Consider the following 14,410-nt stretch of genomic DNA (forward strand, 5'->3'; position numbering starts at 1 on the left):
CCTGTGGTCCGTCAGGTCACCCGCCCGGCCGGGCCGGTTCGCGGTCGGCAGGCCGGTCGCCGGCGTCCTCCGGCTCCCGCAGCACCCAGGCCCGCCGTCGCCCGCCCGGCCCCGGACCGGCCGACGAGGGCGTGCCGCCGGCGGGCCGGTCACGCCGTCCCCGCGCCATCAGCACGAGCAGGACCGCTCCGGTGACCACCGGCGCCAGCAGCAGGGCCAGGCCGGCCGCTCCGCCCGTACCCCCGTGGTGGCCGCCCCCGGCGGACCCGTCCGGCGGCGCGGTGGCCGGCGGGGACGCGGCCGGGGCGGCCCGCGGCGGCGCGCCGAGCCCGGCGGCGACGGTGAACGGGACCACGCCGGTGGCGGTCTGCCCGGTGGCGAGCTGGGCGTGGTAGCCGACCCGGTAGCGCCCGTCACCCACGACCGTCACCGGCACCTCGACGCCGTTGTCGCGGTAGCGCGGCGCGCCCGTCGCGCCGAACGCGCCGCCCGGGCCGATCAACCAGACATGGGTCCGCTCGGCGTCGAGCGGGCCGTTGAAGGTGAGCGTCACCGCCGCCGGCGCCGTGGTCAGCCGGGCGCCGGCCGGCGGGTCGGTGGTCACCAACCGCGCCGGCCGCAGCTGCGCCGCCAGGGTCAGCCCGGCCAGGCCGAGCGCGAGCAGCGTGAGCAGACCCGCCGCCAGCCACCTCAGCCCCGGCCCGCGCCTCACCGGACTTCGGCCACCCGGCGGCAACTGCACCGCATCCGGGCCAGTTCGTCGGCGAGCGGCGTGCGGTGCAGGTACATCGCCACCACCATCGGCAGGAACACCACCGCGTTGTAGAACAGGTGCAGCTCCACCCGGGGCGCCACCAGTTGCAGCAGGCTCGTCGGCACCGGCTGCCCGGCCAGGTTGCTGCCGGTCAGCGACTGCACCAGCAGCAGCAGGTGCTCCAGGTGGTGCCACACCTGGATCAGCAGCGCCGCCATCCACCAGGTCCGGGCGCGGCCGACGAAGCCGCCGCGCAGCAGCCAGAAACCGGCGAGCATGACGAGCGCGTACCCGTAGTGCAGCCACTCGCTCTCCACCAGCCACGGGAACGGCATGCCGAGTACGCCCCGGGCCTCCGGCCGGGACCAGCCGAACACCCAGATCTGCGCGGCCTGCACCAGGTGCTCGGCCCAGTGGGCGATGACGACGACGAGGAAGATCTGCAGGGCCGCCCGGTGCCGGCTGCCGTTCAGATCGAGCCCCGAAGCGCCGGCGTCGCGCTTCTCCGACAGGGTCACTGCGCCTCCTTCAGGAGCGGTTGGACGTGCCGGCGGCCGGCGGCCGGGTGGGAGTTCCCGTACCTGTCGAACCGGCCTCGCCGGAAGATCAGGGCGTCGCTGTCGGCAGCCGTGCGCGCGGCCACCAGCCGGCCCACCACGATCACGTGGTCGCCGCCGTCGTGGCAGCGCCACGGCCGGCACTCCAGCCAGGCCAGCGCCCCGTGCAGCAGCGGCGCGCCGGTCCGCTCGCCCGGCGACCAGCCGACAGTGGCGAACTGCGCGCGCCCGGGCCGCCGGCGCCGGTCGGCGAAGTGCCGGGCCAGGCGCTCCTGCCCCCCGGCCAGGACGGAGATGCCGAACCCGTCCGCGTCGGACAGGCAGGCGGACATCAGGCTGTCCCGGCTCACGCAGAGCAGCACCAGCGGCGGGTCCAGCGAGACCGAGGTGAACGAGTTCGCCGTCATCCCGTGCGGCAGCGGACCACCGACCGTCAGCACCGTGACGCCGGTGACGAACTCGCCGAGCACCGTACGCAGCGCGGCGGTGGCCGGCGGCGCGTCCACGGCGCGCTCAGGCACGGCCGGCCACCCCCTCGGCCGCCCGGTACGGCGCCAGCGCCCGCACCAGCGGCGTCGGTACGCGGGTCGGCACCACCTGCCCGGCGACCTCCCGCATGCAGGCGATCCGCTGGTGCCCCCGGGCCACCGGGACCAGCCCGCCCGGGCCGTCGCGCAGGTAGTCGAAGGCCAGGCCGAGCTGCGTCTGGGTCAGCTCGGTCAGGCTCATCCGGATGCGCAGCTCGTCGAACGCGTCGAGCTCGGCGAGGTACTCGCAGTCCACCCGCAGCGTGAACAGCTTCAACCCGGCGCGCAGGTCGTCGACCACCGCCGGGGCGTGCTCGCGCAGGAACATCTCCCGGCAGCGGCCCTGCCAGCGCAGGTAGTTGACGTAGTAGACGTTGCCGACGAGGTTCGTCTCCTCGAACCCGACCACGTGGCGGTACTCGTACCAGGCGGACATGTCACACCCCCGTCGCGGTGAGGACGGCGACGACCACCGGCTGTGGCTCGCCGGTCAGACGGACCGGGCCGGTGGCCACCGTGACCCGGCCGCTGCGCACCAGCACCCACTCGCCGTCGCCGCCGGCCACCGTCAGCGGGGCGTCCACCGGCAGCCCCGCCTTGACCAGGCACTCCTTGGCGCACCAGACCCGGGTGGCGGCGACGTCGGCGTCCTCGCCGAGGTCGGCGGCGATCTGCCCGGCCAGCCCGGCGTGCCGGCCGAGCAGGTCGGCCCACACCTCGGCGGGCCGGGGCCGGACCACCTCCAGGTCGCAGGCGAGCGGCCCGGCGCCGGCCACCAGCAGGCTGGCGACCTCGCTGTGGGCGGCGGAGACGTGCCGGCCGTTGACCTCCTCGGGCCGCCCGTCCGGCCGGTACCGCAGCCGTACCGGCCGTCCCACGGCCCGTCCGACGGCGACGGCGGTGACCTCCCGGCGTGCTCCGCCGGTCCGGTCCGGACGCGGTTCCACCACCACCGCCAGGTCGGCGTCGAGCAGCCGGCCCAGCCGCCGCTCCAGCGCCGGTCCGAGCAGCGCCGGCGGCCACGGCAGGGCGGCCGGGCGGTGGCGCACCGCGCGCAGGCGCAGACCGAGCCAGCGTTCCACCACCGTCCCGGCCGCGCCGAGGACCGTCACGTCGTACCGGTAGGTGTCGTCGCGGTGCTCCCGCTCCACCGCCACGAAGCGGACCTGCTCGGTGGCGGCGAGCTTCGGCCCGGCCGGCTCCACCCGGTCCACGGCGATCGGCAGCAGCGTCGCGTCCGGCACGCAAACCTGGATGCCGTGCAGAAAGGCGTCCCGCGCGCCCGCGTCGCCGAGCAGCAGCCGCTGCGGCAGGAACGCGTGAAACCAGCGCATGTCCTCGGTGGTGGCGACGTCCGCCTCGGCCCGCCGGGACGCGACCCGGTGGTAGCGCACCAGCCGGCGGAACCGGTCGCCCTGGAAGAGCAGATCACCGTAGAGATCCCGGCCCGGCTCCAGCGGCACCGGCGGCAGCCCGCCGGTCACGCCCGGCGCCTCCCGGTCGCCCTCGTCCGGCTCGAAGCGGACGGTGCCCCGGAAGTGGTCGGCCGCGAAGCCCGTCTCGTCGCTGCGGATCGCCACCTCCACCACGCCCGCCTCGGCCTGCACCGCGGCGATCCGGACGGTGACGCGCCCGCCGCGGGCCACCACCACGGGCCGGGGGAAGCTGACGCCGGTCAGCACCGGCACGCCGGTGGCGCCGGCGAGCGCGGTGGCCACCTGCGCCATCGCCTCCATGCCGAGCACCGCGGGCAGCAGGAGGTTGCCGTCCAGGTCGTGCTCGGCGAGGTACGGGTCGCTCTCGGCCGACAGGTCCGCCTCGACCACCAGCTCCACGCCGTCGTACTGCACCAGCGGACGTTCCAGGAAGCGCAGCAGCGGCAGCTCCCGCCGCTCGTGCCGCAGCGTGTCCAGCCCGTCGGTGCGGCCGGTCACCACCACCGAGGCGGGCAGCCGGGGCAGCGCCAGCACCTGGCGCAGCAGCCGGACGCCCTCGTCCGGCGGGATGGGGGTGATGCCGGCGCGCAGCAGCGACTCGACGGCGGAGAGCCGTTCACCCATGCCGACGCCGGACCAGACCGACCATTCCAGACAGACCGCGCGGCATCCGGTGAAGCGCCGGCCGGCCTCGGCGGTCAGCCGGGCCAGCCAGTCGTTGGCCAGCGCGTAGTGCGCCTCCCCGGGCAGGCCGCCGCGCCCGATCACGCTGCCGAACGTCACCAGCAACCGCAGCTCGTCCGGCTCGACCGAGGCGAGGACGTTGGTCAGGCCGTCCACCTTCGGCGCCAGCGTGGCGCGCAGGGTGTCCGGGTCCAGCGCGCCGAGGGCGGCCGGCCGGTTGACCCCGGCGCCGTGCAGGACCCCGGCGACCGGGCCCAGGTGCGCGCGTACCTGCGCCACCGCGGCGCGTACCGCCTCCGGGTCGGTGACGTCGGCGCGCACGTACCGCAGGCGCACCCCCGCCTCCCGCATCCGGGTCAGGTTCGCGGCCAGCTCCGGGTCCGCGGCCGGGTCGGCCCGGCCGAGCAGGGCCAGCCGCGCCCCGGTGTCCCGGGCCACGGCGAGCGCGCACTCGGCGGTGATGCCCTTCCCGCCGCCGGTCACCAGCAGGACGTCGTCCGGCCGCAGCGGCGGACCGGCCGGACCCGGGCGTGCCGGGCCGGGCGGCGGCAGCGGCCGCAGCAGGGGGACCCGCCGCCGGCCGTCCGGGCCGAGGTGCGACTCGGCGTACCCGTCGGTGGCCGCCACCTCGCGCACCACCCGGTCCACCAGGTCGTCGGCCGGGGCCGCCTCGACCAGCGTCACGTGCAGACCCGAGCCCTCCAGCCGGGCGGTACGGGCCAGCCCGGCGACGCCCCGGCCGTGCTGGACGACCACCAGGCGGCTGCCCGGAGGCTGGGCCACCGCCGCCTGGACGGCGCGCAACGCGAGGTCCAGGTCCACCTCCTCGCCCGGGCAGAGCAGCACGCCGCCGCCGACGCCCGCACCGGCGAGCGCGTCGCGCAGCGCCTCCGCGTACGGGTGCCCGGCCGGCGCGTACCACTGCCAGGCACCCGGGCCGCCGGGGCCGGCGCCGGCCGGCTCCACCGGTTCCTCGACCAGCTCGACTGTGAAACCGCGCACCCACGGGGCGACGCCGTCCACCCGCCGGTCGGCGGGCGGGGCGGCCGGGTCCAGTTCCCGCAGCGCGTCGGCGATCTCCCGCAGCGTGGCGGTGGCGAAGTTCGTCGGCGCCTGCACCGCGGGCAGGCCCAGTTCCCGGGCGGCCTCGTTCACCAGCTGTCCCACGGCGATCGAGCTGAGGTGCAGACCGTCGAGGAGCCGGGTGTCCGCGCCGACGCTCTCGGGCGGCAGCTCCGCGCGGGACGCGGCCAGCCGGCGCAGCACCGCCAGCGGGTCGGCCGCCGGTCCGCCTCCGGCCGGGGCCGTCTCGTCGACGGTCACCGGCCCGCCCGCGGCCTGCGGGGTGGCCCCGGTCGGGGACGCCGCCGCCACGGCCACGGCGGGCGCGGCCTCGCACGGGTTGGCGAAGAAGCGCCGCCGCGCGGCCAGGTCGAGCGGACGGATCGGACGGTCGCTGACCAGCGCGGCGTGGTCCACGGGCGCGCCCAGCGTCCAGAGCGCGCCGACAGTGCCGAGGAACCCGGCGAGCGTCGGCGCGTCCGTGCCGGTGGCGAACACCGGCACGTCGACCAGGTCCCGGGCCATCCGGGCGAGCACCTGGCCGGGACCGACCTCGACCAGCGCGTCCACCCGCCGGCCGGCCTCGGTGACCGCCGCGGCGAAGCGCACCGGCTCGGTGATCTGCCGGCGCAGCAGCGCCGCCAGGTCGGTGCCGGAGGTCAGCTCCGCGCCGGTGACGGTGGAGACCACCGGCCGGCGCGGCGGGGCCAGGCGGACCCCTTCCAGCCAGTCGCCGAACTCGCGGGCGGCCGACGCCATCAGCGGGGAGTGGAACGCGTGCGAGACGGCCAGGTCCGCCCAGTGCACACCGGCGTCGGTGGCCCGCTCGCACACCCGCCGGACCGCGTCGGACGGGCCGGCGACCACCGTCTGCCGCGGCCCGTTGTAGCCGGCCACCACCACCGGTTCGGCGCCGATCAGCCGGGCGGTGACGGTGTCGTCGGCGGCGATGCCGGCCATCGTGCCCGGTTCCCGGCAGCCGGCCATGACCGCGCCGCGCGCCGCGGCGATCCGCAGCAGCGCCTCCGCGTCGACGGTGCCGGCCCAGTGCAGCGCGGTGATCTCGCCGAGGCTGTGCCCGACCGCCACCCGCGCCTCGACGCCCAGTTCGGTGAGCACCCGCAGGCCGGCCAGGGAACCCGCGGCGATACGCGGCTGGGCCACCTCGGTGGCCACCGGGTCCGCGTCGGCCGGCAGCGCCGCCAGGCGGTGCACCTCGCCGGCGGCCGGGAAACGCCGGGCCAGCGCGCCTCCGTCGACGCCGCGGCCGGAGCCCTGGCCGGGGAAGAGGAACCCGAGCCGGGCCGGGCGCAGCGTGCGCCGCAACGCCAGCCCGTCGGCGAACAACTCCTCCTCGCCCCGGTCGAGCGCCGCCAGGGCACGCTCGAACCGGTCCACCGCCTCGGCGGGGGAGGCGGCGACCACCGCCAGCCGCATCGGCCGGCCGCGTACCTCGCCGGCCAGAGCGCCGGCCAGGTCGGTCAGCTCGCCGTACGACAGCCGGGCCAGCGGATCCAGCAGCGCGGCCACCCGTTCCCGCAGCGCCACCGGGTCGGCCGCGTCGAGCAGCAGCAGCTCGGCGTCCTGGGTGTGCCGGGCCAGCCGCAACTGCTGCCGCCGGACACGTTCCGGCACGGCGGACGGGCCGGCCTCCAGCACCAGGTGGGTGTTGATCCCGCCGAAGCCCATCGCGGTGACCCCGGCGCGCAGCGGCGCCCCGTCCGGCCACGGCTCGGCCACCGGCGCGGCGCGCAGCGTACGGTCCGCGGCGGTCAGCTCCGCGCGGGGACGGGCGCACCCGGCGGTGGGCGGGACGATGGCGTGCCGCAACGCCATGGTCGCCTTGATCAGCCCGGCCACCCCGGCGGCGGCCTTGGTGTGCCCGATGAGCGCCTTGATGGAGCCGATGGCGGCCGGATCGGTGGCCCCGGCGTCGCGCCGGGCGGCGGAGAGGGCACGCAGCTCGGTGGCGTCGCCGACGGCGGTGCCGGTGCCGTGCCCCTCGAAGAGCGGGACCGTGCCGATGCCGAAGCCGGCCCGCTGGTACGCCCGGTCCAGCGCCAGCCGGTAGCCCTGCGCCTCGGGCCGGGTCATCCCGCCGCGCCCGTCGGAGGAGACGCCCCAGCCGGCGATCGTCGCGTGCACGACGCGCCCCTGCGCCACCGCGTCGTCGTGGCGCATCAGCACGACCATGCCGCAGCCCTCGCCCGGCCAGAAGCCCTGCGACCGCTCGTCGTACACCCGCATCTCGTCGCGGGCCAGCGCGCCGGCCTTGGCGAAGCCGACCATCTCGAACGGGTCGATGGACAGGTCCACCCCGCCCGCCACCGCCACGTCGACCTCGCCGTCGGCCAGGGCGCGCGCGGCGGTGACCACGGACAGCAGGCTGGAGGCGCAGGCGGCGTCCACCGTCCAGCCGCCGCCGCCGAGGTCGAAGTGGTTGCAGATCCGCCCGGCGATGGTGTTGGAGAGACCACCGGCGAGCGTGTCCTCGTCGATCGGCGGGAACGGGCTCTTGTACCGCTCCTCGGTCACCGCCAGGAACTCCGCGATCCGCCGGTCGGGCCACCCCTGCTCCTGCAGCCCGGCGGCCAGCACCCGGCGCACGTACGGCCAGCGCAGCCGCAGCACGTTGGCGCGGGAGAACTCGCCGGTGAGGGTGTTGCCGACCACCACGGCGGTACGGTCCCGGGGCAGCCCGGCGCCGTCCGGCCAGCCGGCGTCGGCGAGCGCCTCGCCGGCCACGTCCAGCGCCAGCCAGTGGGTGAGGTCGGTGGAGCGGTAGGTGCTGCCGGCGATCCGGTGCCGGATCCGGTCGAACGTGTACCCCTCGATGACGGCGGCGTGCCGGTTGTAGAACCGGTCCGGGGTGGCCGGGTCGGCGTCCCAGTAGTCCTCCAGGCTCATCCGCTCCGGCGGCAGCCGGCGGAACGCGCGGCGTCCGCTGAGGGCGTTGCGCCACAGGTCGGCCACCGAATCGGCTTCCGGGTAGCGGCAGCTCATGCCGACGACCGCGATTCTGCTCATGTCGTCACTCCTGGGGTTGTGCGATTCGCGGATCAGGCGGGCACGGGCCGCTTGCCGTTGTCCGCGGAGACGGGACCGGCGGTGACCGGTGTCCCGGGCGTTGCGGGCGAGACGGGTTGGTCCTGCTCGCGGCGCCGCTGCTCGCGGCGCGAGGCGTGCAGCGACCAGAGGAAGGTGCCGCGGACCAGGCAGACGATCGCGGTGGCGAAGAAGAGCCCGTACGTCACCGAGGCGCCGGTCAGCACGCCGTACACCAGCGCCACGCCGCCACCGAACGCGAACTGGGCGGCGGGCCGGCTCGGCGTGGTGCCCGGATCGGTGATCATGTAGTTGGTGAACAGGACGAACGCGGTACCGGTCATGGTGGCCAGCGCGGCCACGATCGACGTGTCCAGCACCAGGCCCCGGACCACCGACTGCACCACGAAGATCGACAGCCAGCCGGCGATCAGCCACATCCGGCGGGTGAGCTTCGCGTTGAGCATCGTGCCCAGGACGAGGATCACGGCCACGATCGCCCAGTCGGCGGGGCCGGAGAGGTTCTCGGTGAAGTGGTACGGCGGCGCGATGGAGACCCACGGGAACAGCAGCAGCACGATCGCGATGCCGAAGTTCGACGGGTTCATGAAGTGCCGCAGCCGCCCGTTGACCGGCGCCCGCAGCAGCCACTTGCCGCTGATCGCCACCAGCACGCCGAAGAGCATCACCAGCACCCGGTCGTTGGTGTAGAGCAGCATGTTCACCGCCAGCGCGGTGATGTGCGCGGGGAAGAGGAACTCGACCAGGTTGCGCACGCCGCCGGCGTACCGGGGGGCGCGGCCCTCACCCCGGGCGCCCACCGCCTCCAGCAGCAGCTCGGCGGCGTACGCGGTGAGCACGGCGTACACCGGCCAGAGCGCGGGCTGCTCGAAGCCGAGGACCGTGTAGCCGAGGATGTTGAGGACGGTGATCGAGATCGCGAAGCGGCGCAGCGCTGTCACTCGCGGGTCGCGTGGCTTCGTCATGAACTCGCCTCCTGTGCCTGGGTGCCGAGGGTGAGCGCGTGCCGGCCGGGGGTGAGCGTCACCGTCTGCGCGCGTGGCGCGCCGGTGCGGTCCCGCCAGGCCAGGTCGACCTGGACCGGCCCGGTGACGTCGCCGAGGCCGATGTGCACCTCGAAGCTGCGCCGGCCGGAGTGGCCGCTGCCGCCGTCGACCCGGCCGCGCAGCACACGGCCGTCCGGGGTGCGGACGGTGACGTCCGCGCCGATCACCGGGGAGCCGGTGGCGGCGTCGCCGGCCGGCGGCCGGTTCAGCTTCAGGGACAGCTGCGATCCGGTGCCGGGGCTGTCGTTGCGGTAGAACACCGGCGCGTCCCACTGCCGGGCCACCGCCATGTCCAGCCGGCCGTCGCCGTCGGCGTCGCCGAGCGCGATGCCCCGGGTCGGGATGGGCACCGCCAGGCCGAGCTGGCCGGCGATGTCGGCGTAGGCGCCGCCGGGCATCCGGGCGTGCAGGCGCAGCGGCTGCCCGCCGGCGATGTCGTCGCCCTGCCGGACCCGTGGCCACGCCGAGGTGTGCTCCAGCAGCGTGTCGTTGGCGGTGGCCAGCTCCTGCAGCTGCGCCCACCGGTTCACCTCGCCCTTGACGAAGCCGCTGGTCTGCACGATGTCGGGCCGGCCGCTGTTGGTCAGGTCGGCGATCTTGACGTCCCAGCTCCAGCCGCTCCAGGCGAGGTTGAGCGGGGCGCTGCGGTCGACGAACGGCGCCCGCCCGTCGGCGAGCCGCTGCCGCAGGTCGTCGGTGTCCCGGGCCTGGTTGACGAAGGCGAAGTTGCTCTCCTGGATGCCGAACGAGGTGGTGATGTTGCCGACGTACATGTCGTAGAGGCCGTCGCCGTCCAGGTCGCCGACGTCCACGCCCATGCCCTTGAAGGAGTCGTGCCCGAGGATCTTCGACTTGGGCACGGTGAGCCGGCTGCCCTCGCCCTCGACCAGGGCCAGCCGCACCCGGCCCGGTGTGGAGCGGTTGTGCAGCAGCCGGTCGGGGCCGAAGTCGTTCGCCACGTACAGCTCGGGCAGCAGGTCGCCGTCGAGGTCGGTGGCGGTCGACGCGAGTGCCCAGCCGCGGGAGACGTCGTCGTCGAAGAGGTCCGGCACGTCGGCGAAGGTGACGCTGTCGGCGGTCGCGCCGGTCCAGCGCAGGACATGGTCGCGCCCGCCGTTGTACGCGGCCGACATGGACCTGTTCATCGCCACGCCGCCGCTGACCGTGTGGTCGAGCACCGGGCCGTCGGGGAAGTAGTTGCCGACGAACACGTCCTCGTGACCGTCGCCGTCGAAGTCCGCCACGCTCACCGTGTTGGTGTTCCACCGCGGCCCGGTGTAGCCGCCGTCGGCGGCGGCGGGCCGGGGGACCAGCTCGACCGGCTGGAACGCCGCCGCGGACAGACCGGTGGCGTCCGGGCGGGCCAGGAAGATCACCGGTGTCCGGCCCCACCAGTAGACCAGCAGGTCGGTGCGGCCGTCCTCGTTGAAGTCGCCGGGCGCGCAGCCCATCGGCGCCATGTGCGGCCCCATCGGCAGCGGCGCCGGGTCGAGCACGAACGGCTGGTACCGCTCCTGGCGCGCCCCGGGCGTCGGGGTGACCACCACCCGGTCGATCCGCGGGTCGGTGACGCAGAGGTCGTTGGCCAGGCCGTCGCCGTCGATGTCGTTCATGGCGACCCCGGCGCCCACCGACGAGATCCACGCGTCGATGTGCGTGTACTCCTTGTTGACCCGGCGGATGCTCTGCTGCGGCAGACCACCCGGGATCGCGATGGACAGCGGCGTGAACCGGTAGCCCGCGGCCACCCGTCGCCGTTCCTCGTCGGTAGCAGTGGCCGGCTCGGCGATCAGGAACAGGCCGACGATCAGCAGCAGGGCGGTCAGCCCGGCGAGATGACGTCGGCCCCAACCCAGGATCATGGACACCCGGTCAGCACCTCCCCAGCAGTACGAGATGGTCGGCGATCCGCTGACGCCACACCGCGAAGGCGGGCAGCGACGCCGAGTCGGTCAGATCGGTCAGGGCGGCATCGGTGATCGCGGCGGCCTGCTCGATGCTGGTGACGCAGAACGCGCCGACCGCGACAGCGGTGTGCGTCGGCACGTGTCCGGCCCGCATCCGGGCCTTGGCCGCGAACGCGGCGCCCTGGCCGAGCGCCGCCCGGTGCTCGCCGGCCGCCTCGCGCAGCGTTCGCAGTTCCGTCAGATCGGCGCCACCGGCGTAGCTGGCGGCCAGGCCGACCCCGCTCCACAGGTCGGAGTGCCGGTCGGCGGGGAACCGGTGGAGCAGCCGGACCAGTTCGGCCGGGTCGGCGCCGGCGACGAACCACAGCGCCCGGCCGATGCCCTGGTCCACCGCGTGCGGCGCGTAGTGCCGCAGCTCCGCCGGCCAGATGTGCGCCGGGTCGCGGTGCCGTGCGTGGACGTACCGGCCGGTGTGGAAGTAGGCCTGGTGGAAGCCGTAGCCGTCGAGGGCGAGCCAGCGCAGCAGCGGGTCGGGCGGGAGGATCGCCGGCCGGCGCCAGCGGGGCAGCCGGGCCATGGCCCAGCCGGCGCCCACGTGGGCCATGTAGACGTGCGCGTCGCCGCGCCCGGCCAGGAACCGCGCCATGCCCCGGCCGCCGCCGGGGCGGAGGCCGTCCATCAGGGCGTACGCCATCGCGGCGCCCTCGTAGGCGAAGCCGCGCAGCGGCGCCGGCCGGCTTTCCAGCAGTTCCTCGGCGGCCCGGGGCTCCGGCGCCCCGGCGGCGTCACCGAAACCGCCGATGAAACTCTGCCCGGCGCTTTCCAGGGCCTGCCGCGCGGCGTCGTTCTTGACATGGAAGCCGCGTGTGTCAAACAACGCCTCGCGCTTATCCGGCGTCAGGATTCGTTGTCGCAGTGCCAACAATATTCGGGCCATGGCAAGTCCAATTCGCCGTGGGTGTACGCGTGCGGATCCTGCTCGCCTGCAGAGAAGTTCTTCGATTGGCGTGCCCGCTCTGGCCAATACTCGCGGAACGCCTCGGCGACTGTCTTCTCGCAGGTTGCTGTGTTGCCTCAGGTGACCGTCGGCACCGCTTCGGCGGGCGCGCGGAGCCGGGTGCGCGCAAGCCTGGAAGTGGGTCCCGCACCGGCTCCGGCCAGCACGTATCGCCTGCCGCCGAGGGCGCCCGAGCGGCCCGCGTGCGGCAAATCAAGACTCGTTCAAGAGCCGCACAGCACTATTGGTCACGGTTTCCGGGTAGCGATGGAGGGGCCATGGGGCAGTTTTCAGGTGCCGACTGCAAGGAACATGACGGCCGGTCGGCCGCCATTGTCCGGGTGATTGAGCACATGAAAAGAGAGCTCGGCAGGCCGTTGCCGCTGGAAACGCTGGCGCGCCTTGCCCCGTTCAGCCCCTTCTATTTCCATCGCGTGTTCAAGCAGGCCACCTCGATGACACCGGCACGTTTCCTGGCCGCCCTGCGGATGGCCGAGGCGCGACGGCTGCTGCTGCGTTCCTCGCTCACCGTCACGGCGATCAGCGCCCAGGTCGGGTACTCCAGCGTCGGCACGTTCACCACCCAGTTCCGGCGCTGGGTGAGTTTGCCCCCGGAGCGGTTCCGCCAGCTCGCCCGGCAGTTGGCGGGCGTGTCGGTGGCGGCGCTGCTGCCGGTGATCCGCAGCCGCGCGATAGTCGCCGGCCAGGGCCCCCGGGCGCTGATGCACCTCGACACCGTGGACCTGCCGGGGCTGCTGCTCGCCGCGGTGGCGCCCCACGACGGGGGGCGCAACGAATGGTGGACGGCCGCGCCGCGTCCACTGCCGGCCGCGCTGCCCGCCACCGTGCCGCCGGGCGAGCACCGCGCCCGGGTCCTGCTGCTGCGCCCGGACCGGGACGCCACCTCGGCGCTCGTCGACGGCGCGCCGGACAGCTTCCTGATCGGCGACGCGGACCTGCGGATACCGGCCGAGACGGGCAGCGCCCAGCGCATCACCGTCGCGCGGGCCACGCTCACGGTGCCGGTGCGCCAGGTGCGGGTCACCGATCCGCCGCTGCTCTCGGCCACGCCGCTGCGCTGGCTGCTGGGCGTGTCGCAGGCCGGCTGGCGGGGGCGGACGCCGGTGATGGCCGAGCGGCGCGCGCTCCGAACCGCCTGATGGCCGTGCCGGCCCCGAAGATCGAGCTGCACGTCCACTTCGAAGGGACGGTACGGCCGGAGACGCTCCTGGTCATCGCCCGTCGTAACGGTCAGCGGCTGCCCGCGGAGACGGTCGAGGGTCTGCGTCAGCTCTACGAGTTCACCGACTTCGACCACTTCGTCCGCACCTGGGTGTTGACCACCAACTGCCTGCGTACGGCCGACGACTTCCGGCGCGTCGTGGTGGCGTACGCCGCCGAGGCGGCCACGCACGGCGCTGTCTACCTGGAAGGCATCTTCTCGCCGGCCGAGCGGGTGCGCCGGGGCGTCGGCTGGGCGGACATCTTCGAGGGGTACGCCGACGGCGCGGCCGAGGCGTACGAGCGGCACGGCGTACGGGTGCTGTTGACGCCCGACGTGGACCGCGAGCTGGCGCCGGCCGACGCCGAGGAGTGCGCCCGCCAAGCCGTGCGGTACCGGGACCGGGGCGTGGTCGGGTTCGGTCTGGGCGGGCCGGAGCTGGCCGCGCCGGCGAAGGCGTTCGCCCGGGCGGTGGCGATCGCCCGCGACGGCGGTCTGGCGTTCGTCCCGCACGGCGGCGAGGCGGGCGGGCCGGATTCGGTACGCGACCTGCTGGAGCTGGCTCCGGCCCGGATCCGGCACGGCATCCGGGCCGCCGAGGACGACGACCTGCTCGCCGAGCTGCGGGACCGGGGTGTGGTGCTGGACGTGTGCCCCACGTCGAACCTGCGGACCCGGGTGGTGGAGTCCGAGGCCGCGCATCCGTTGCCCCGCCTCGTCGCCGCCGGTCTGCGCTGCTCGGTCGGGACCGACGACCCGGCGATGTTCGGTACCGATCTGGGCCGTGAGCACGAGTTGGCGGCGCGTCTCGGGCTCGGGCCCGAGCGGGCGTACGCCGCCGGGGTGGCCGGGGCGCTCTGCGACGACGCGACGCGTGATCATCTGATGGCGGTGGGCCGGCGGGCCTACGGCTGACCCGTCGGCACCGGCTTGCCGGCCCGGAAGACGAGTGTGGACGTGTCGGTGTCGTCGGGGTCGCCCTCGCAGTCCACGACGACGATCTGGCCGGGGGGCAGTTCGTTGAACAGGATCCGTTCGGACAGGTTGTCTTCGATGTCGCGTTGGATCGTGCGGCGTAGTGGCCGCGCGCCGAGGACGGGGTCGAAGCCCTTCTTCGCGAGGTACTTCTTGGCGTTGTCGGTCAGTTCCAGG

Annotated in this window: 10 protein-coding genes and 1 pseudogene; 2 read left to right on the forward strand and 9 right to left on the reverse strand. The window is 75.1% G+C overall.

What is annotated here, in order from left to right; translation table 11 throughout:
* Positions 1-16: 16 nt before the first annotated feature.
* From HA073_RS21505 to HA073_RS21540, 8 genes are read right to left on the reverse strand one after another with little or no spacing between them, the layout of a single operon-like run.
* Positions 17-712 carry a copper resistance CopC family protein gene (locus tag HA073_RS21505; RefSeq protein ID WP_064447373.1) on the reverse strand — a complete coding sequence of 232 codons (696 nt, stop codon included), beginning with the start codon at positions 710-712 and terminating at the stop codon, positions 17-19.
* A complete protein-coding gene (locus HA073_RS21510) occupies positions 709-1,272 on the reverse strand; it encodes a hypothetical protein (RefSeq protein ID WP_166457153.1) in 564 nt (187 codons plus the stop codon). The genes HA073_RS21505 and HA073_RS21510 overlap by 4 nt, the downstream gene beginning before the upstream one ends.
* Positions 1,269-1,832: a flavin reductase family protein gene (locus tag HA073_RS21515; protein ID WP_233514703.1), complete on the reverse strand. Its 564-nt coding sequence runs from the start codon at positions 1,830-1,832 to the stop codon at positions 1,269-1,271. Before HA073_RS21515 ends, HA073_RS21510 begins: the two co-directional genes overlap by 4 nt.
* Positions 1,825-2,274 carry a thioesterase family protein gene (locus HA073_RS21520; protein ID WP_030503316.1) on the reverse strand — a complete coding sequence of 150 codons (450 nt, stop codon included), beginning with the start codon at positions 2,272-2,274 and terminating at the stop codon, positions 1,825-1,827. The genes HA073_RS21515 and HA073_RS21520 overlap by 8 nt, the downstream gene beginning before the upstream one ends.
* A gap of 1 nt (position 2,275) precedes the next feature.
* Complete coding sequence (locus HA073_RS21525) at positions 2,276-8,047, reverse strand: SDR family NAD(P)-dependent oxidoreductase (RefSeq protein WP_166457154.1); 5,772 nt, start codon at positions 8,045-8,047, stop codon at positions 2,276-2,278.
* Positions 8,048-8,079: 32 nt separating this feature from the next.
* The gene (locus HA073_RS21530) at positions 8,080-9,051 is read right to left on the reverse strand and encodes an enediyne biosynthesis protein (RefSeq protein ID WP_205798051.1); all 972 of its coding nucleotides are present in this window, start codon (positions 9,049-9,051) and stop codon (positions 8,080-8,082) included.
* A complete protein-coding gene (locus HA073_RS21535; RefSeq protein ID WP_043325262.1) occupies positions 9,048-11,000 on the reverse strand; it encodes a CRTAC1 family protein in 1,953 nt (650 codons plus the stop codon). The genes HA073_RS21530 and HA073_RS21535 overlap by 4 nt, the downstream gene beginning before the upstream one ends.
* 4 nt (positions 11,001-11,004) lie before the next feature.
* Positions 11,005-11,976, reverse strand: a complete 972-nt coding sequence (locus tag HA073_RS21540; RefSeq protein ID WP_064447377.1) for a DUF1702 family protein — start codon at positions 11,974-11,976, stop codon at positions 11,005-11,007.
* Between the two features lie 413 nt (positions 11,977-12,389).
* On the opposite strand from HA073_RS21540, the gene HA073_RS21545 reads away from it, so the two are divergent.
* Both HA073_RS21545 and add read left to right on the forward strand, forming a co-directional pair.
* On the forward strand, positions 12,390-13,196 hold the full coding sequence (locus HA073_RS21545) for an AraC family transcriptional regulator (protein ID WP_223201160.1): 807 nt from the start codon (positions 12,390-12,392) through the stop codon (positions 13,194-13,196).
* Positions 13,196-14,173, forward strand: a complete 978-nt coding sequence (gene add / locus HA073_RS21550; protein WP_205798055.1) for an adenosine deaminase — start codon at positions 13,196-13,198, stop codon at positions 14,171-14,173. The genes HA073_RS21545 and add overlap by 1 nt, the downstream gene beginning before the upstream one ends.
* On the opposite strand, the pseudogene HA073_RS21555 reads toward add, so the two are convergent.
* Positions 14,164-14,410: pseudogene (locus HA073_RS21555) on the reverse strand (ATP-dependent Clp protease ATP-binding subunit ClpC); the annotation flags it as partial. The gene add and the pseudogene HA073_RS21555 overlap by 10 nt on opposite strands.

This window comes from Micromonospora sp. CMU55-4, from assembly GCF_011602315.1.
GTDB lineage: Bacteria > Actinomycetota > Actinomycetes > Mycobacteriales > Micromonosporaceae > Micromonospora > Micromonospora chalcea.